This window comes from Lacinutrix sp. C3R15 (assembly GCF_018860825.1).
GTDB lineage: Bacteria > Bacteroidota > Bacteroidia > Flavobacteriales > Flavobacteriaceae > Oceanihabitans.
The window spans coordinates 325573-343174 of record NZ_JAHKPZ010000004.1 but is presented as its reverse complement, the minus strand read 5'-3'; the positions used below and the strand labels follow the sequence as shown (position 1 = coordinate 343174).

At 31.1% G+C, this 17602-nt stretch carries 17 protein-coding genes; all 17 read left to right on the top strand.

The features are described from left to right. Window position 1: 1 nt before the first annotated feature. Complete coding sequence (locus KO494_RS01500; RefSeq protein ID WP_215965812.1) at window positions 2-622, top strand: 3-oxoacyl-ACP synthase; 621 nt, start codon at window positions 2-4, stop codon at window positions 620-622. A gap of 1 nt (window position 623) precedes the next feature. Continuing rightward, window positions 624-881 carry a phosphopantetheine-binding protein gene (locus KO494_RS01495; protein WP_215965811.1) on the top strand — a complete coding sequence of 86 codons (258 nt, stop codon included), beginning with the start codon at window positions 624-626 and terminating at the stop codon, window positions 879-881. A gap of 136 nt (window positions 882-1017) precedes the next feature. After that, window positions 1018-2220: a beta-ketoacyl-[acyl-carrier-protein] synthase family protein gene (locus KO494_RS01490; protein WP_215965810.1), complete on the top strand. Its 1203-nt coding sequence runs from the start codon at window positions 1018-1020 to the stop codon at window positions 2218-2220. A 2-nt stretch (window positions 2221-2222) separates the two neighbouring features. Beyond that, window positions 2223-3284, top strand: a complete 1062-nt coding sequence (locus KO494_RS01485) for a beta-ketoacyl synthase N-terminal-like domain-containing protein (RefSeq protein ID WP_215965809.1) — start codon at window positions 2223-2225, stop codon at window positions 3282-3284. Continuing rightward, on the top strand, window positions 3278-4054 hold the full coding sequence (locus KO494_RS01480; protein ID WP_215965808.1) for a polysaccharide deacetylase family protein: 777 nt from the start codon (window positions 3278-3280) through the stop codon (window positions 4052-4054). The genes KO494_RS01485 and KO494_RS01480 overlap by 7 nt, the downstream gene beginning before the upstream one ends. Window positions 4055-4106: 52 nt before the next feature. Then, the gene (locus KO494_RS01475; protein WP_252730216.1) at window positions 4107-4664 is read left to right on the top strand and encodes an outer membrane lipoprotein carrier protein LolA; all 558 of its coding nucleotides are present in this window, start codon (window positions 4107-4109) and stop codon (window positions 4662-4664) included. Further along, window positions 4645-5247: a hypothetical protein gene (locus tag KO494_RS01470; protein WP_215965806.1), complete on the top strand. Its 603-nt coding sequence runs from the start codon at window positions 4645-4647 to the stop codon at window positions 5245-5247. Before KO494_RS01475 ends, KO494_RS01470 begins: the two co-directional genes overlap by 20 nt. Window positions 5248-5251: 4 nt before the next feature. Then, window positions 5252-5842, top strand: coding sequence for an outer membrane beta-barrel protein (locus KO494_RS01465; protein WP_215965805.1), 591 nt, complete (start codon window positions 5252-5254; stop codon window positions 5840-5842). A 3-nt stretch (window positions 5843-5845) separates the two neighbouring features. Then, window positions 5846-6445 carry an outer membrane beta-barrel protein gene (locus tag KO494_RS01460; RefSeq protein ID WP_215965804.1) on the top strand — a complete coding sequence of 200 codons (600 nt, stop codon included), beginning with the start codon at window positions 5846-5848 and terminating at the stop codon, window positions 6443-6445. 3 nt (window positions 6446-6448) lie between these two features. Further along, window positions 6449-6814 (top strand): 3-hydroxyacyl-ACP dehydratase, encoded by a 366-nt coding sequence (locus KO494_RS01455; RefSeq protein ID WP_215965803.1) that lies wholly within the window; start codon window positions 6449-6451, stop codon window positions 6812-6814. 7 nt (window positions 6815-6821) lie between these two features. Beyond that, complete coding sequence (locus tag KO494_RS01450) at window positions 6822-7319, top strand: hypothetical protein (protein ID WP_215965802.1); 498 nt, start codon at window positions 6822-6824, stop codon at window positions 7317-7319. Between the two features lie 19 nt (window positions 7320-7338). After that, window positions 7339-8535 carry a DUF2062 domain-containing protein gene (locus KO494_RS01445; RefSeq protein ID WP_215965801.1) on the top strand — a complete coding sequence of 399 codons (1197 nt, stop codon included), beginning with the start codon at window positions 7339-7341 and terminating at the stop codon, window positions 8533-8535. Beyond that, window positions 8528-12205 (top strand): 1-acyl-sn-glycerol-3-phosphate acyltransferase, encoded by a 3678-nt coding sequence (locus KO494_RS01440; protein ID WP_215965800.1) that lies wholly within the window; start codon window positions 8528-8530, stop codon window positions 12203-12205. Before KO494_RS01445 ends, KO494_RS01440 begins: the two co-directional genes overlap by 8 nt. Before the next feature lie 4 nt (window positions 12206-12209). Then, window positions 12210-13751: an NAD(P)/FAD-dependent oxidoreductase gene (locus KO494_RS01435; protein ID WP_215965799.1), complete on the top strand. Its 1542-nt coding sequence runs from the start codon at window positions 12210-12212 to the stop codon at window positions 13749-13751. A gap of 10 nt (window positions 13752-13761) precedes the next feature. After that, window positions 13762-14637, top strand: a complete 876-nt coding sequence (locus KO494_RS01430) for a cupin-like domain-containing protein (protein ID WP_215965798.1) — start codon at window positions 13762-13764, stop codon at window positions 14635-14637. After that, on the top strand, window positions 14638-16317 hold the full coding sequence (locus KO494_RS01425) for a C45 family peptidase (protein WP_215965797.1): 1680 nt from the start codon (window positions 14638-14640) through the stop codon (window positions 16315-16317). Then, window positions 16314-17600 (top strand): phenylacetate--CoA ligase family protein, encoded by a 1287-nt coding sequence (locus tag KO494_RS01420; protein WP_215965796.1) that lies wholly within the window; start codon window positions 16314-16316, stop codon window positions 17598-17600. The genes KO494_RS01425 and KO494_RS01420 overlap by 4 nt, the downstream gene beginning before the upstream one ends. Window positions 17601-17602: the final 2 nt, after the last annotated feature.

Sequence of the window (17602 nt, the reverse complement as noted above, 5' to 3'; positions counted from 1 at the left end):
CATGAATACAAATTACCACATAAAATCTTTTTGCAGTATAAAGAACAATCAAGTATCTTTAAACGGCTCTGTGGTATATAAAGATGAAGAAAATTCGTTTAGCCAATTTATAAAAGCAGCTTATAAGCAACAAAACAGTAAATATCCTAAGTTTTTTAAAATGGATAATTTAAGTAAACTTGCTTTTTTGGCTGCAGATATTTTATTAAAAAACGAAAACCTTTCTAAAGAAAAAGAAAACAATATAGCTATTGTATTCTCTAACAAATCCTCTAGTTTAGATACAGACCGAAAACACCAAGAATCCATTCAAAATAAAGAAAGTTATTTTCCTAGTCCTGCCGTTTTTGTATACACATTACCAAATATTTGTATTGGTGAGATAAGTATAAAATATAAACTGTATTCTGAAAATAGTTTTTTTATCTTTGACTCGTTTAACGCAACGCATTTGTTAACATATACAAATAGTTTATTATCAAGCAACAAAGCTAATCAAGTACTTTGCGGCTGGGTAGAATTTGATGACGAAAATAATTACCAAGCATTTTTATATTTAGTGTCTACAAAAGGCACAACCAAACATAACAAACAAGACATAATAAAATTATATAACACATAGTATGGACGCATTAAAACAAGAATTAAAAGAAAATATAATTGAGCAATTAAATTTAGAAGACATGACCACAGAAGACATCGCTAATGATGATATGCTTTTTGGTGATGGTTTAGGTTTAGACTCTATTGATGCTTTAGAATTAATTGTAATGTTAGATAAAAGTTATGGTATTAAATTAACAGACCCAAAAGAAGGACGTTCTATTTTTGAGTCTATTAATACTATGGCTGCATACATTACAGAACACAGATCTAAATAACACATTCCTGTCTTTACAGGAATCTCTAACTTAAAGCGCGTCATTACAACAAGAGTATTGTATTAAATAGTATTCTTGTATGTGTGACCAAAAAGTAAAACTATTAAAAAAATTTCTGCCTTTGCAGAAAGTTACTATGAGTAAAGGAGTTGCTATAACAGGAATGGGTATTATATCTGCCATTGGAAACAATGTTGCAGAAAACTACCAGTCGCTTATACAAGGTAAAAAAGGAATCTCACGCGTTTCTAAAATAAAAACCAATCATGTAAATGACATTATGGTTGGTGAGATTGATTTTACTAATGAGCACCTAGAGCAACAACTAGGCTTAGCATCTGATAACAATTACTCCAGAACCGCTCTACTTGGTGCTATTGCTGCTAAAGAAGCAATGAACACATCAGGAATTACAGATATTAACGCATACAAAACAGGGTTAATCTCAGCAACTAGTGTTGGTGGTATGGACATGACAGAGCGTTATTACTATGACTATTTAGAAAACCCCTCAGTACAAAAATATATTGAAGGACATCATGCTGGTGATGCAACTCAAAAAATTGCAGAACAATTAGGAATAGAAAAATCTTTAGTTACTACAATTAGTACTGCTTGTTCGTCTGCAGCTAACGCAATTATGCTTGGTGCACGATTAATAAAATCGGGACAATTAGATCGTGTTGTTGTTGGTGGTGCAGATTGCTTATCTAAATTCACCATCAATGGCTTTAAAACCTTGATGATTTTATCAGACACCTATAACACACCTTTTGATGAAAACCGAAAAGGCTTAAACCTTGGTGAAGCTGCTGCTTATTTAGTTTTAGAATCAGACAAAGTTGTACAAGCTGAAAATAAAAAAGTACTTGCTTATGTAAAAGGTTATGGTAATGCTAATGACGCTTACCACCAAACAGCATCTTCAGAAAATGGCGATGGAGCAACACTTGCCATGCAAAAAGCATTAAACGTTGCTGCCTATAAACCAGAAGCTATAGATTATATAAATGCACACGGAACTGCAACGGGAAATAATGATTTATCAGAAGGAAGAGCCATTATAAGAATATTTGGTGAAACCGTTCCAGATTTTAGCTCTACCAAAGCATACACAGGACACACTCTTGCTGCTGCTGGTGCTATTGAAGCAGTATATTCGGTTTTAGCTTTGCAAAATAATGTGATTTATCCTAATCTGAATTTTAAAACTCAGATGAAGGAATTTAGCATTACTCCGCAATTACAACTCAAAGAAAAACCACTACAAAACATTATGTCTAATTCCTTTGGTTTTGGAGGAAACTGCTCCACTGTAATATTTTCAAAAGAGCAATAACCATGAAAAAAGTATATATAAACAGTATCGCTTCTATTTCTGCTCAAAAAACATTTGACAATACTTCCTTTTTAAAGGAAATTGAAGATTTTGAAGCCAATGTTATAAACGTTATTAATCCTAATTACAAAGATTATATTCCTCCAGCTGCTGCAAGACGTATGGCTAAAGGTATAAAAATGGGTGTTGTTGCTTCAAAAATGGCTATAAAAGAAGCTGGCTTAGAGACTATAGATGCTATTATTACAGGAACAGGAATGGGTTGCGTACGCGATTCAGAAAAATTTGTTAGTGCTATTATAGATAATGATGAGCAGTACCTTACTCCTACTTCTTTTATTCAATCTACACACAATACAGTTGGTGGTCAAATTGCTTTAGAATTACAATGTAAAGGCTATAATTTTACTTATGTACATGCTAGTAATTCTTTTGAATCTGCTTTGTTAGATGCCAAATTACAATTAGCATTAAATGAAGAAAAAAACATACTTATTGGTGGTGTAGATGAGTTAGGAGACCATACTACAGCAATACATAAAATTATAAATCATATTAAAACAGAACCTGTAAAAGTTACGCAGGTTTTACAGGCTAATACAAAAGGTGCTGTATTTGGTGAAGGTGCTAATTTTTTTGTGCTATCTAATGAAAAGAAAAACACTTCTTACGCAGAAGTTGTTGCTTTAAAAACATACAATTCTCTACCAGAAAAAGACGTTTTACAAGAAGCTGTTCACTTTTTAAAAGAAAATAACCTTAGTACTAATGACGTTGACCTTTTAGTACTTGGTAATAATGGTGATGTAGATTTTGACACCTTTTACCATACGCTCTCTAAAGGCTTTCAAGACACACAAATAGCCTATTACAAACATGTAAGTGGCGAGTTTAACACAGCCTCCTCTTTTGGATTTTGGTTAGCTTCAAAGATTTTAAAAACACAAACCATTCCTGAGGTTGTAAAAGGCAACAACAAAACAACAACTTCTATAAAAACCATCTTGTTATACAACCAGTATCGTGGAGAAAACCATAGTTTCACTTTACTTAAACAATGCTAAATTTTAAAACGGTAAATATAATTTCAACCTTTATTTTTATTGGGTTGCTTGTTACTTACGGCTTATTTAGTTTTTCGGTTTGGTTTATTATTTTATTTTTATTTGCCTGGTTACTAATTACTATTGCTGGGTCTTCTTTTATTGGCTGGAACTATCATTTAAAGGCGCTAAACGCTAACCACAAAACCACAAAAAACCAAATAGCCATTACTTTTGATGATGGTCCTAATCCTGAATTTACACCAAAAGTATTATCCCTTCTTAAAAGTTATAATGCAAAAGCTACTTTTTTCTGTATTGGTAAACATATAGAAATGTATCCTGATCTTTTTAAAAGTATTGTAGCACAAGGGCATACTATTGGCAATCACACCTATTCACACAGTAATAATTTTGGCTTTTTTTCAACTGAAAAAATAATAGAAGAATTACAACACACCAACAATATTATTAAACAACAAATTGGTGTAAATGTACAACTGTACAGACCTGCATTTGGTGTTACAAACCCAAGAATAAAACGCGCAATAAAAACCCTAAAATTACAAGCTATTGGTTGGAGTAAGCGTTCACTTGACACTACCGATTTAAATGAAAAAACCATTTTAAAAAGAGCAACACAAAACCTTAAAAAAGGAGATGTTATTCTATTACACGATACAAGCGACAAATCTATTGCTGTTTTGGAACAGTTATTGTTATTTTTACAACAACAAAAATTAGAATCTGTAACCATAGATTCTTTATTTAATATTAAAGCATATGCATAGGCTAGTATATATATTATTTTTTATTGTTTTTGCTACACAAGCACAAACTAAAATGAACAACACAGAGGCAACTGCTTTAAAAACTAAAGTAAAAGCATTGGCAAACACCACGCAAACTATTTCTAGTGATTTTGTACAATACAAGCATTTAGATTTTTTAGATAATGACATTAAAACCTCAGGAAAATTAGCATTTAAAAGTCCAGACATTGTAAAATGGGAATATATAGCGCCTTTTAAATATTCTATTTTGTTTAAAGACGAAACCCTTTTTATTAATGATGAAGGAAACAAAAGTAACGTAGATATTGGCAGTAATAAAATGTTTAAAAAATTGAACAAACTTATTATTAGCAGTGTTAAGGGAGATATGTTTGATACTACAGAGTTTGCAATTGAGTATTTTAAAAAAGACAACAATAGCTTGGTTTATTTTAGTCCTAAAAACGAAAAATTCTCTAAATACATTCAAACCTTTCATATTACATTTAATGAAAAAGGAGATGTAATAGAAATTAAAATGATAGAGCCTTCACAAGATTACACCAAAATTATATTCACCAATAAAAAGCTAAACACAACATTAGATAATGCGATATTTACTCATTAGTGTATGCTTTTTTTGTTTTGGCTGTGCATCTTTTTCTAAAAAAAACAACTTCAATCCTGCTGCAATAACTGGAAATATTAACAATCCTTATTTTGCTAACCCTAAACAAGACTATATTTACAAGGCAAATATAGAAGTGTATGACAATACATTTGGCGGCATTTTTATTGTAAAAAAAACAGACAAACACCAACACAGAATTGTGTTTACCACAGAAATGGGAAACAAACTCTTTGATTTTTCATTTAACAAAGACCTTTTTAAGGTTAATTATATTCTTGATGATCTAGATAAAAAAATACTCATTAATATTTTAAAGAAAGATTTTAAAGTCTTGATATCAGAAAATTTAAAAACAGAAGAAACCTATTCTTTAAATACTACAACCATAAAAAAAACAACTCTGGATAACAAAACCTATTACTATTTTGAAACACCAGAATTAAGCAAAGTTATTAGAGCAAATTATAAAAAAGAAAAGGTCCGGTTTCTATTTACCAAAATAAATGATACTATTGCACAAGAAATAGAGATTACACACACTAATATTAAATTAAAAATCAAATTAAAATCAATAAATTAACCGAATGAATAAAATTATTTTAGCTCTAGCATTACTAGTTACAAGTACAACAGTTTTTTCGCAAGTAACTTTTAAACCAGGTGTGAGAGCTGGATTAAACATTGCCTCTATTTCAAACACAGATGAAAATGGAAGAATAGGAATTTCTGCTGGTATTTTTGGCGAATTAAAACTAGGAGAACTATATGCTTTGCAACCAGAAATAATTTATAACCAACAAGGAACAGAAAATGTTGAACTAGATTACCTTTCTATTAGAGTAACAAGTAAATTTTACTTTTTAAAAGACAATTTTCCAGTTTACGCACTTGTTTCGCCTGGTTTCGATATTGAGTTAGGAGGAAATGTAGAGACATACAGTAACGCTACAGGAGCTGGAGTAAATCTAGAATCTGATATTAGTTTTGCTGGTGGTTTTGGTTACGACTTTCCTTTTGGATTGGGAGTAGAAGCTAGATTTAAAAAAGGAATTGTTGGCTTAGGAGACAATTTCCCTAGATACAATCAATATGGCAACTCTTATGCTACACAATCTGGTATTTCTAATACTGTAATACAAATTGCTGCTATATACAAATTCGATTTTAGTAGATAATTCATGAAAAACTACTGTTTTTTATTTATTTTATTTTTCGTCTTTAATATTGCTTTTTCTCAAGAAACTAAAGATTTAGAAAACGAAAAATTACCTGTATTTTTAGGTTTTAGAACAGGAGCAAATGCTTCAAATCTTTCATACAGTGATTTAGATTATAGAATTGGTGGTTATTTTGGAGTTTTTCTTAATTTTAAAACTTCTCATTTATATAGATTGCAATTAGAAATTGGATATTCTAGCCAAGGTGGCACATCTACTGCAAAAAACACAAATGGTTTACAAGTAGATTACTTTACTATTTCGGCTGTAAATAAATTTTATTTAAAAAATTCTGGATTTCATTTCTTAGTATATCCTAGTATAGAACTAGATGTAGATGGATCTACTTTTGGAGACGACAAAAAAAACGGAGTTACAGATATAGATATTGCTTTAGGAGCTGGTTTTGGATATGCTTTTAACAACAATCTAATTATTGAAACAAGATTTAAACATGGCCTTTTAGATACAGATATTCAACTATTTAATAACAACGATACCGATATGTACAACATCGTATTTCAATTAGGTGTATCTTACAAATTCAAAATTAAAGATTAAACAATGCAATTAAAAGACTTTTACAAGGTAAATAATATAGCTACAGCCGAGAATGTAACAACAGCTAACATTACAATTAATAAAGATCACGATATCTTTAAAGGACATTTTCCAAATAATCCTGTAACTCCAGGAGTTTGCATGATGCAAATTATTAAAGAGTTAACAGAAGGTGTTGTTGGTAAAAAATTAATGATGCAATCTTCCAGCAACATTAAATTCATGGCTATTATCAATCCTGAAAAAACACCAGATTTAGTGCTAACTCTTGATATTAGTGAAACCGAAAATGGATATAAAGTAAAAAATAGCACCTCGTTTAATGAAACTGTGGCACTAAAATTGACTAGTAATTTTATAGAAAAATAAATTACCAATGAAATCTTTACTTGTTCTTATTGCTGGCTTTGTATTAACTTTTCAATCTTTAGATTTAAATACTATAAGAAATGCTTATAAAGCTGCTGCACAAGACAAAACAAAAACCGAAGCCTTTTACAATTCTTTAGAAAAAGTTACCAAAAACAGCAAAGTAGAATTGGTAGCTTACAAAGGAGCTGCAATAGCATTACTTGCTAAACAAGCAATAACCCTAAAAGAAAAAAAAGAAGGATTTATACAAGGTGTAACTTTAGTAGAATACGCTATTACAAAAGCACCTAATAATATAGAAGTTCGTTTTATACGTTTAGGCATTCAAGAAAACACACCAAAAATTTTAAAATACAAAGGCAACATAGAAGAAGACAAACTATTTATCTTAAAACAATATAAAAACATTAGCTCTTCACGTTTAAAAAAACACATCAAAGACTATATTTTACAGTCTAAAGCCTTTACAGATGAAGAAAAAACCTTAATTTTAGACTCATAAAAAGTAAACACTTTATTAAGTGACTAACGAGCTATTAGTTAATAAAATAAACAGTCTGAAAATCTGTGTGTTAATTCCAACATACAACAACGAGCGTACTTTAAAACGTGTGATCGATGGTGTGTTACAGTACACTAAAAACATCATTATTATTAATGATGGCTCTACAGATAGTACTTCTAAAATTTTAAAAAACTACACAGAGGTAGAACATATTTTAGTTTCTAAAAACCAAGGTAAAGGAAATGCTTTACGTCAAGGTTTTAAAAAAGCAAGTGCTTTAAACTATGCATATGCCATAACTATTGATTCTGACGGACAACATTTTCCGGAAGACATTTCTGTATTTGTAGAAGCTTTAGAGCAATCTAAAAACAAAAAACTCTTACTTATTGGAGCACGAAATATGGAACAAGAAGGAGTTCCTGGAAAAAGTAGTTTTGGAAATAAGTTTTCTAACTTTTGGTTTTGGTTTGAAACAGGAATTAAACTTACAGACACGCAATCTGGTTTTCGCTTATACCCTTTACAAGCTTTAAATAAATTAAAGTTTTACACCAAGAAATTTGAATTTGAAATTGAAGTAATCGTTAAAGCTGCCTGGAATGATGTAGCAGTAAAAAATGTACCTATTCAAGTATTGTATGATGAAACCGAACGTGTTTCACACTTTAGGCCATTTAAAGACTTTACTAGAATTAGTATTTTAAATACCTGCTTGGTTTTAATATTAATCTTCTACATTAAACCTCGAGATTTATTTAGAAAATTAAAAAAAAAAGGAATTAAACGATTCTTTATAGAAGATTTTTTAGGCCATCAAGACGCACCAACTAAAAAAGCATTATCTGTTGCACTTGGCGTATTTATTGGCTTATCTCCACTATGGGGATTTCATACACTAATTGTAATTTCACTAGCCATACTATTTAACTTAAATAAGGCTATTGCTTTTGGTTTTTCAAACGTAAGCTTACCGCCTTTTATTCCTTTTATTTTGTATGCAAGCTCGCTAATTGGGCAAACTATTTTAGGCGTAGATTATAACTATACTTTAGAAATGTTTAAAAATGGTTTTGAAATTACAGATCACTTAAAAACATACGTAATTGGTAGTTTTACACTTGCTACAATTGCTGCAGCTATTCTAGGCATAGCTAGTTTTATAATATTTAGTGTTTTCACTAAAAAAAACATAACGCTACAAAATGGATAAGCTATTTTATAACATATACCTGCGTATTGCTGCTCAAAAATTATGGAGCATAGGTATTTTGTTTGCAGGTATTATTGGGTTATTTTTTCTGGCGTCTAATGTAGAATTTGAAGAAGATATTACAAAGCTAATTCCGCAAAGCGAAAAATCTTCCGAAGCACAAAAAGTACTTAAACAAGTTAATTTTGCCGATAAAATTATTGTAAACATTCAACGTAAAGAAAACGGAAACATTGAGGATTTAACGCAGTATGCTACGCAATTTATAGATAGTATTTCTTCTTCTTCAAAAGCATTTATTAAAGATATTCAAGGGCAAGTTGCAGATGAAGACGTCATGAACACCTTAAACTTTGTTTACAACAACTTACCTTTATTTTTAGACCAAAACGACTACAAAACCATTCAGCAAAAACTGCACAAAGACAGTATTGAAAACCAAACAAAAGCCAATTATAAAACCTTAATTTCTCCTTCTGGTTTTATTGCTAAAGAAACCATTTTAAAAGACCCTTTAGGCTTGTCTTTTATTGCCTTAAAAAAACTGCAGGAACTAAGTTTTGGTGATGACTTTACCTTGCACAACGGATTTATAGTTAGTAAAGACAAAAACAATGTACTGCTTTTTATAACACCAACTTTTGCCTCTAGTGAAACAGCAGAAAACGCAAGCTTTGCAGACAACTTATACGCATTACAAGCAAAGCTTAACGCAACATTTAATGGTAAAGTAGTAGCAGATTATTTTGGAGGCGCACTTATTGCTGTAGCAAATGCTAAACAAATAAAAAGAGACATCCAGCTTACTGTTGGCATAGCTGTAACGGTTTTATTGTTAATTCTAATTTTGTTTTATAAAAAACTTAGTGTTCCTATTATACTATTTACTCCTACGGTTTTAGGAGCGCTTTTGGCTGTAAGTTTACTATACCTTATTCGTGGCAAAATATCTGCAATTTCTTTAGGTATTGGTTCTGTACTTTTAGGCGTAACGCTAGATTATGCCCTGCATATATTAACACATATACGTAGTAACAACAACATAAAACAATTATACACAGAAATTACAAAACCTATATTAATGAGTAGTTTAACTACTGCTCTAGCCTTTTTATGTTTGCTTTTTATAGAGTCGCAGGCATTACAAGATTTAGGTATTTTTGCTGCTATTAGCGTTTTAGGCGCTTCGGTTTTTGCGCTACTTTTTATACCGCAAGTGTATAATACAAAAGTAGAAAATGCTACCAAAAAAAACATCATAGATCGTGTTGCAGCCTATCCTTTACATAAAAACAAATGGAGTTTAATTGTTTTAGTTATTTTATTAAGCATTAGTGCTTTTACCTATAACAAAGTCACTTTTAATAACGATTTAGCCAAACTAAATTTTGAGCCTAAAGCCTTAGTAGATGCACAACAAAGACTAGATGCTCTTACCAATATATCTTCAAAATCTGTGTATTTAGCAACCTACGGAAACACAGAAAATGAAGCCTTACAGGCAAACGATGCTATTTACCCAATGCTGAAAAAACTTCAGAAAGACGACAAAATTATTCAATTTAGTTCTATTGGTTCTTTAATTCAATCTGAAGAAATGCAACTTCAAAAAATTAATAACTGGAAACTTTTTTGGTCTCCTGAAAACATACAAAACACTACTCAAAATTTAATAGAAAGCGGAAACACTTTAGGTTTTAAACCTTCTACTTTTAAAAACTTTTACGCACTTTTAAAAACAAATTTTAACCCTTTAACGGTTGCAGATTTTAAAGCGTTAAAAACCATTTCATCAGACGATTATATTACTACTAAAGACCGTTTTTCTACAGTAACTACCTTAGTTAAAGTACAAGAAGAAAACACACAAAATTTAATAGATACCTTTAAAAACCAGGAAAAAACGGTTGTTGTAGATAGAAAACACATGAACGAAACCTTTTTAGGAAACCTGAAAAACGATTTTAATCGCTTGGTTTTATATTCTTCTATTGTGGTTTTACTACTATTATTCTTGTTTTACAAAAGTACTTCTTTAACCTTAGTTACTGCAATACCAATTGCGCTTACGTGGTTGCTTACTATTGGTACTATGGGACTTTTTAGTATCGAGTTTAACATATTTAATATCATTATTTCAACCTTTATTTTTGGTTTAGGTATAGACTATTGCATTTTTATTACCAACGGTTTATTGCATGAATATAAAACAGGAGAAGAAGCCTTACCAACACATAAAACTTCTATTATACTTTCGGTAATTACCACCATTCTAGGAGTTGGTGTTTTAATTTTTGCTAAACACCCTGCATTGCATTCTATTTCCTTGGTATCTATCATTGGTATATTATCTGCTTTATTTATTTCATTTAGCATACAGCCTTTACTTTTTAGGTTATTTATAGGGAGCAAAACCAAAAGACCAATAAGCTTGCGTTTGTTTTTACATTCGGTACTATCTTTTGGTTATTATGGTCTTGGCGGATTTTTATTATCTTTAATTAGTGTGGTTTTAATTCCCATTATTCCTATTTCTAAAAAATTAAAGATGTCACGCTTTCACAAAGTACTATCTACTTTTATGAAATCGGTTTTATACACCAATCCGTTTGTTAAAAAAAGCATTATAAACGCTAGCCAAGAAGACTTTAAAAAACAAGCGGTAATCATATCTAATCACACTTCTTTTCTAGACATTTTGGCCATTGGTATGTTACACCCAAAAATTATTTTCTTAGTGAATGATTGGGTATACAACTCCCCTGTTTTTGGTAAAGCAGTAAAACTTGCAGGCTTTTATCCTGTTTCAAATGGTATAGATAACGGGTTGTCACATTTACAAACCAAAGTAGACCAAGGTTATTCTTTAATGGCTTTTCCTGAAGGAACGCGTTCTAACACCAACAAAATAAAACGCTTTCATAAAGGTGCTTTTTACTTAGCAGAACAGTTTAACTTAGATATTATTCCTGTGCTTATTCATGGTAATTCTGAAGTGTTACCTAAAGGAAGTTTTATTATAAAAAACGGAAGCATTACCCTAAAAGTTTTAGACAGAATTACAACCAAAAATACCAATTTTGGTACTAACTCTAGAGAAAGAACTAAAGCAATTAGTACACATTTTAAAAACGAATTTAATAAGCTTCGCGATGAAATAGAAGACGAAACCTACTTTCATAGAATGGTACTTGAAGACTATAGATATAAAGGAGATGCGCTTTACAAAAAAGTAAAAGCAGATGTAAAAACCAACGCCAAAACCTATAAAACAATTTTAGATTTTGTTGACGAAAAAGCTAGTATTGTTCACCTTTCTAAAGATTCTGGACAACTTGATTTTTTATTGGCTTTAGATAGACCTGACCGAAAATTATACACGTATATTGCAGATAAAGAAGAAAGCATTATTGTTACAAACAGCTACATTGTAAATACACATTATAAAATATTTGTATCTAATACTGTGGACAAAACACTAGAAAACAAAGCCAATGTTGCCATTATTAGTTTAGAAAATTTATCAGAAAAGCAAATAAAAAACATAGCAAACACTGCAAATCTTTTTATATTATTAAAAGATTCCCGAAATTTATATACAGATATTTTAAAATCTATAGGTTTTAAAGTAGCAATAGAAAACAAAACACTTATTATCTTAAAAAAATAAAATATTGAAGTACAAAGAACATTATGATGTTGTAATTGTAGGAAGTGGTCTTGCTGGCTTGGTTTCTGCAATCATTCTTGCTAAAGAAGGAAAGAGTGTTTGTGTATTAGAAAAAAACAACCAATATGGCGGAAACCTGCAAACCTTTGTACGTAACAAAACCATATTTGATACAGGCGTACATTACATTGGCGGTTTAAGTAAAGGGCAAAACCTACACCAATACTTTAAATATATTGGTATTTTAGATGGTATACAGCTTCATAAAATGGATGAAGATGGTTTTGATATCATCTCTTTTGATGATGACCCAAAAGAATATAAACACGCCCAAGGTTATGATAATTTTATAAAAAACCTTTTAGTAGATTTTCCTGAGGAAGAAGAAGGAATTAGATTGTATTGTGAGAAGATGAAAGCTACTTGCAAAAAATTTCCGTTATACTCCCTAGAAAAAGGAAAACCATATTATGATGATGCTGAAATTTTTCAACTACCAGCAAAAGAGTATATCAATTCCTTTACAAAAAACAAAAAGCTTCAAGCGGTGTTTGCTGGTTCCAATTATTTATATGCTGGTAACCAAAACAAAACCCCTTTTTACGTTCATGCCTTATCTACCAACTCTTATATAGAAAGTTCCTATCGCTGTGTTAATGGAGGAAGCCAGATTACTAAAGTGCTTTTAAAACGTTTAAAAGAAGAAGGTGGTGAAATGTATAAACACCACGAAGTAAATAAATTTGTTTCTAAAGATGGTAAAGTCACTTCGGTTACCACAACCAAAGGTGTAGAAATTAAAGGCGATTTATTTATTTCTAATATAGAGCCGAAGCTTACTATAAAAATGGTAGGCGAAGACAAGTTTAGAAAATCATACACCAACAGAATTGAAAAAATTGAAAGCACCATTGCTGCTTTCTCCTTGTACATTGTTTTAAAACCAAATTCTTTTAAATACCAAAACAAAAACTTTTACCATTTTAAAGACGCTAGTAAGGTTTGGGACTCACATAATTACACGCAAGAAAGTTGGCCAGAAGGCTATATGATGTCTATGGGAATTAAGAAAAATGCTAACGAGTTTGGAGATAGTATTGCCGTAATGACCTATATGAATTATGACGAAGTAAAACCTTGGGAAGACACCTACAATACCGTTGCTCATAAAAACGAAAGAGGGCAAACCTATGAGCAATTTAAAAAAGAAAAAGCAGAAACTCTCATTGATGAGATAGAAAAGAAATTCCCAAACATTAGAGACTGTATAGAAACGTATTATACCTCAACACCATTATCTTACAGAGATTATATTGGTAGTAATCGTGGTTCTATGTATGCGTATGCAAAAGATGTAAACAAACCTTTACACTCGCATGTTTCTCCTAAAACAAAAATAAAAAACCTGTTTTTTACAGGTCAAAGTCTTAATATGCATGGTATTTTAGGAGTAACAATAAGTGCTATTATTACTTGCTCAGAAATTCTGGATAAAGACTATTTACTAGACAAGATTTTAAACGCTAACAAACACGAGGTACAGTAAAAATAAACCTATGGCACCATTTAAACTACAACCTATTGATCGTGTAAAAAACATTACTAAAGCTAATTTTGTAAAAAATTATTACAAACCACAACGTCCTGTACTTATAGAAAATCTTACTCAGGACTGGAACGCTTACCATACATGGAATCTAGATTATATACAATCGCTTGCAGGAGATCAAGTGGTGCCTCTATATAATAACGAAGCTACCAAAGGCAAACAAAAATCTGCAGAACCAGCTACAGAAATGAAGCTCTATGATTATATTGAAATACTAAAAACAAAACCAACAGATTTACGTATTTTCTTTTATGATGTCATGAAAAAAATGCCTGTTCTAGCTAAAGATTTTAAATATCCAGATATGGGTTTAAAATTTTTTCAACGCTTACCTGTTTTATTTTTTGGTAGTAAAGGTTCACAAGTATTAACACATTATGATATGGATTTGGCAGACTTGGTTCATTTTCATTTTCATGGTACCAAACGTGTTACTTTGTTTTCGCCTGAACAAACTAAATTTCTATACAAAATACCTTACGCTGTACATAATCTAGAAGAAATTGATATGGCAAATCCAGACTTTAATAAATATCCTGGTTTACAACACGTAGAAGCCATACAAGTAGAAATGAAACATGGAGATGCCTTATACATGCCAAGTGGTTATTGGCATTTTGTAGAATATTTAGATGCTGGTTTTTCTATGTCTTTGAGAGCATTTACAAAAAAACCAAAAACAGCATTAAACATGTTATACAATGTGTTTTTTATGCGTCATTTTGAAAACATAATGCGAAAATGGAAAGGACAAAAATGGATAGATTACAAAAACAATAAAGCCATAGAAAAAGTAAATAAAACACTAGAAAACTTAAAATAAATGAAATTTAAAACCTTTTCACTACTTTTTTATTTTAAACTTTCTTGTGTACTACTAATAGTAACTTCTTGTGGTATATCAAAGTCCATTCATGACATACCAGATGTTAGTGGTTATGATGCTAGTATTTCTAAAAAAATAACAATTAACGATTCTACTTTTACTTCTGGAAACAACAGTTTTACAAAAAACAAATACGGTTCTTATGAGCTTTTTGTAACAGGAAATGCTTATCAAATTGGATTAAATACAGGCTTACTAACACAAGATTTATTTAAAGAACAAGAACATGCATTTTTAAGCAAAGTAGATGAGCTGGTTCCTTCAAAATTTAAACAATACTTACTCCGTAAAATTTTAGCTTTTTATAATCGTAAAATGTATTTACACATTCCAGAAGCATACAAAGCTGAAATTTACGGACTATCTAAATACGCATCTAATGCGTACAATCATATTGCAAAAGAATACCTGAGAGTTATGTACCTACATGGTGCGCATGATATTGGTCACGCCATGCAGGATTTAATGCTAGTAGGCTGTTCTTCTTTTGCTGCTTGGGGAAATAAAACCGAAGATGGACAATTACTTATTGGTAGAAATCTAGACTTTTATGCTGGTAATGATTTTGCCAAAAATAAAATCGTAGCTTTTGTAAATCCTACCCAAGGTTATAAATTCATGTCTGTAACCTGGCCCGGAATGATTGGTGTGGTTTCAGGTATGAATGAACACGGACTTACAGTTACCATAAATGCTGGAAAATCTAAAATACCTTGGATTGCAAAAACACCCATTTCTATTCTAAATCGTGAAATTTTACAACATGCTAGCACTATTGATGAAGCTATTGCCATTGCTAAAAAACGTGAAGTTTTTGTTTCGGAGTCTATTTTTGTAGGTAGTGCAAAAGATAAAAAAGCCGTTACCATTGAAGTTTCGCCTAAGAATTTTGGTGTTTATGAAGTAGAAAACACCAACCAACTTATATGCACTAATCATTTTCAAAGTGACGCTTACGCGGAAGACAAAAACAACTTAAAAGCAATAGCTGAAAGCCATTCTGCATATCGTTATGAGCGCATGGAAGAGCTTTTGTCTGAAACCAAAAAACTAAGCCCACAAGACGCTGTAAATATTTTAAGAAACAAAGAAGGCTTACATAATAAAGCCATTGGTTATGGTAATGAAAAAGCCTTAAACCAACTTTTAGCACATCATGGTATTGTTTTTAAACCCGAAGAACGCCAGGTTTGGGTTTCTTCTAATCCGTATCAATTAGGTGCATTTGTAGCTTATGATTTAGATGAAGTTTTTACTGATACTGCTGCTTCACATTTGCAGCTTTCTATACCAGAATTAACCATTGAAGCAGATCCTTTTCAGTTTACCCAAGCCTATAAAAATTACGAAACATATCGTGTTTCTAGTAAAGCATTACAACATGCTATTAGTAACGATGCACATATTCCTTCAGAAAAAATTCAAGAAACCATACAATTAAATCCTAATTACTGGGAAGTATACTATCTTGTTGGAAAATACTATTACAATAAAGGTTTTTATACAGCAGCTTTACGCGCTTTTGAAACAGCAAAAACCAAAGAGGTTACAACAGTTCCAGATCAAGAGGAATTAGAAAACTATATTAAAAAAATTAAAAGGAAATTAGATTTATGATTCCTAAAATAGAACAAGCATCAACGCAAGAAATAAAAGCTTTTCAAGAAGAAAAGTTAGCTGAATTACTAGCGTATTTAAATAAAAATTCTACATATTACAAACGCATTTTTGCCAAAAACAACATTGCTATTGATAGTATTAAATCTATTGAAGATTTATCTAAAATACCAGTTACAACCAAAGACCAATTACAACAAAATAATGATGATTTTTTGTGTGTACCAAAAAGTAAAATTATAGATTACGTAACTACTTCTGGTACTCTAGGAGATCCTGTAACCTTTGCTTTAACAGATAATGACTTAGAGCGTTTAGCCTATAACGAAGCCATTTCTTTTGCGTGTGCTGGAGTTGGCCAAGATGATATTGTGCAGCTTATGACTACTATTGATAGACGTTTTATGGCAGGAATTGCTTACTTTCTTGGTGTACGTAAACTTGGTGCAGGAATTATTAGAGTTGGTGCTGGAATACCAGAATTACAATGGGATTCTATTTTAAAATTTAAACCAACCTACCTTATTGCAGTTCCTTCATTTTTATTAAAACTTATAGAATATGCAGAACAACAAGGTATTGATGTCAATGCGTCTGGAGTTAAAGGAGCAATCTGTATTGGCGAGCCCTTACGCGATCAGGATTTTAGTTTAAATACCTTATCGCAAAAAATAACAGCAAAGTGGAATATTGAATTGTATTCTACCTATGCTTCTACCGAAATGAATACTGCTTTTACCGAATGTGAGCACCAACAAGGAGGACACCATCATCCCGAACTTATTATTGTTGAAATTTTAGACGATAAAGATAAAGTAGTTGCTGCTGGTGAAGTTGGCGAATTAACCATTACTACTTTAGGAATTGAAGGTATGCCACTACTTCGTTTTAAAACCGGAGACATGGTAAAAGCTAATGAAGAAGCTTGTGCTTGTGGCAGAAACACCATGCGTTTAGGACCTGTTGTTGGTAGAAAAAAACAAATGATAAAATATAAAGGAACCACTTTGTATCCGCCAGCAATGGATAATATTTTAAACGATTTTAATGCAGTAGAAAGTTATATTATCGAGATTTCTCATAATGATATTGGTACCGACGAAATTTTAATAAAAATTGCAGCAACAAATCCTTCCGAAAAATTATTACAAAGTATTAAAGATCACTTTAGAGCCAAACTTCGTGTTGCGCCAAAAATTGCCTTTCATGATAAAAAGGAAATATTAAAACTACAATTTCCTGCAATGAGTAGAAAGCCTATTTTGGTGATTGATAAGCGATGATA